This window comes from uncultured Paraglaciecola sp. (genome assembly GCF_913058035.1).
Lineage (GTDB): Bacteria > Pseudomonadota > Gammaproteobacteria > Enterobacterales > Alteromonadaceae > Paraglaciecola.
Genome location: NZ_CAJXPA010000325.1, coordinates 1 through 2600, shown reverse-complemented (window position 1 = coordinate 2600; position 2600 = coordinate 1). Strand labels below are relative to the sequence as shown.

The window sequence follows — 2600 nt, the reverse complement described above, 5'->3', positions numbered from 1 at the left end:
ACTAAAAACATATTAATTTTACATATAAAGTTTGTACAAAATTATTTTTGTGGATAAAGTTTCAAAAAGAAATTTAATATAAATATTCAGGCGTAGAAGATACACTCATGTTGCGCGCTAGAAAAGAACATTTTAAAATTATTTTAAGTTGTATTTGAAGTTAATTACGATAAAAAATTATAAGCCATGATTGGTCTATTCTGTAGAGTTGTTTATTTGAAAACAAAACAAATTATCAAAAATATAAGTCTGTGAGCACTTGCGAACAAATTTGCGCGTTTTTGTATTTGGTAAACTGAGATTGTTTTCGATTTGTTGAAAATATTTTTGGCGACACCGATCTTTCTGTTATCTTAATAGATAAAATATTGTGAATATTTTTGCGAATGGAAATGCATCGTGAAGCGTGTCTATTTTTTAATTAGACTTTAAACTTGGTGTCTAACAGACAATAATTACAAGAAAAAATTAATCCGATGAGCTACCCAAAATTAATACATTTCTTTTCAAACTCGTCAGCTTTGTTATGTGACAGTATGGTTTTGGGGCAAAGCTGAAATATGCAATACCGTACTATAATTCGAATTTTAGGACTTCTTGTTGCATTATTCAGTGCCACCATGATCCCTCCAGTAATTGTGTCCGTCATATACGAAGATGGAAGTGGTTTACCATTTTTATTAGCATTTCTTTTATGCTTAATTACAGGTTTAATCATCTGGTATCCTAACAGAAGTTTCAAATATGATTTAAGAGCCAAGGAAGGGTTTCTTATTGTTGTGTTATTTTGGACTGTTTTGGCAAGTTTTGGTGCATTACCATTTTTGTTACTAGAACAGCCTCAGATGTCTACTACAGATGCATTTTTTGAGGCTTTTTCTGGTTTGACAACAACGGGTGCAACCGTTATTGAAGGTATCGATTATTTGCCTAAAGCAATTCAGTTTTATCGCCAACAATTACAATGGTTGGGTGGAATGGGAATCATTGTTCTAGCTGTAGCAATCTTACCCATTTTAGGTGTGGGCGGCATGCAATTATACCGGGCAGAAACCCCAGGCCCTGTCAAAGACTCTAAAATGACACCCAGAATTGCGGATACTGCAAAACATCTGTGGTATATCTATTTATCGCTTACTGTAGTTTGCGCCTTAGCATTTTGGATTGTTGGAATGAATTGGTTTGATGCAATTTGTCATGCGTTTTCTACCATTGCTATTGGCGGATTTAGTAATTATGACGCCAGTTTAGGGCATTTTAATAGCACAGGTGTGAATATAGTTTGTGTAGTATTTTTATGGATAGCAGCACTGAACTTTGCTCTTCATTACGCAGCAGCGAGCGGTCGTTCTTTAAAAGGATATTTTTACGATCCAGAGTTAAGGGCCTTTTTTGCAATTCAAATTAGTTTAGTGTTGATTTGTTTTTTTGTGTTAATTCAATTTAGTTGGTTTGCTGATTCACGCATCACCTTTGATCAAGCATTGCTCCAATCTGTCTCTGTCAGTACAACAGCAGGTTTCACCACTACAGATTTTTCTAATTGGCCTTCTTTTTTGCCTATTATGTTAATTTTCTCAAGCTTTATTGGTGGATGTGCAGGTTCAACTGGGGGTGGCTTAAAAGTCATTCGTGTTTTTTTATTATATTTGCAAGGCAAACGAGAAGTTGAGCGTTTAATACACCCCAAAGCTGTTTATTCAGTAAAACTAGGCGAAAGGGCATTACCAGATAAAGTGGTTGAAGCTGTTTGGGGATTCTTTTCAGCCTATGCAATGATATTTGTTATCATTATGGTCGGCTTAATTGCTACAGGTATGGATGATGTGACTGCCTTTAGTGCTACTGCTGCAACGCTTAATAATTTAGGTCCTGGCCTGGGTCAAGTCGCTGCTACTTATGCGGATGTGTCTGATAGCGGTAAATGGCTACTAATAATTGCAATGCTTTTTGGACGGTTAGAAGTGTTTTCGTTATTGGTTTTATTTTCTCCAACTTTTTGGCGAAGTTAAAAGCCAGAGTATTGTCAGCTGTTTGAATGTATTTAATTCTTAATTAATTACATTCAAACATACGTGTCACCACTTTTTAGTTCTATTCAATATTTTAAGCATTGCCTATTGCTTCTGTTACCAGACACTCCATACCCTAACAGTTTAGAACTAATCTAAACATCATCAATAATTAATACACACTCCTAAATCCATAGATATTTGATAAGCTTACTTCTAACAATCCACTCAATAATATACCAGCGTCTTTGCTCGTACATTCACTATTAATTGTGCTAGTACCTTTTTGCATCCCAATAATTATATTTAGGAATGGTAATAAATGTATACTTTTACTCATGTACAACTTCACCATAAGAACTTGTTTTTCCCTTAACGTGTTCGTAGCATTTGCAGTGATCAAAAATAATAAATCATTTTTACTATTGAGCTGATGTTTTAAGAAGTCCTAATATTTCAATGTGCAACATGTGCTGTTTTATCTGTCTACGGGAGTGGTTCTAAATATGTGGTGATAAAAATCAGGATGTTATGGAACAGGCTGTTGCATATTTATTACCAGTTCAATCACCAAGGCAATGTAATACT

1 protein-coding gene is annotated in these 2600 nt (G+C 34.6%); it reads left to right on the top strand.

Annotated features, from left to right (window positions below; translation table 11 throughout):
• Positions 1-560 precede the first annotated feature (560 nt).
• Positions 561-2012, top strand: coding sequence for a TrkH family potassium uptake protein (locus tag QZ562_RS20875; RefSeq protein WP_293764612.1), 1452 nt, complete (start codon positions 561-563; stop codon positions 2010-2012).
• Positions 2013-2600 lie beyond the last annotated feature (588 nt).

Coding starts and splice junctions, on each gene's coding strand:
- QZ562_RS20875 (WP_293764612.1), top strand. CDS start 561: ATGCAATACCGTACTATAATTCGAATTTTAGGACTTCTTGTTGCATTA.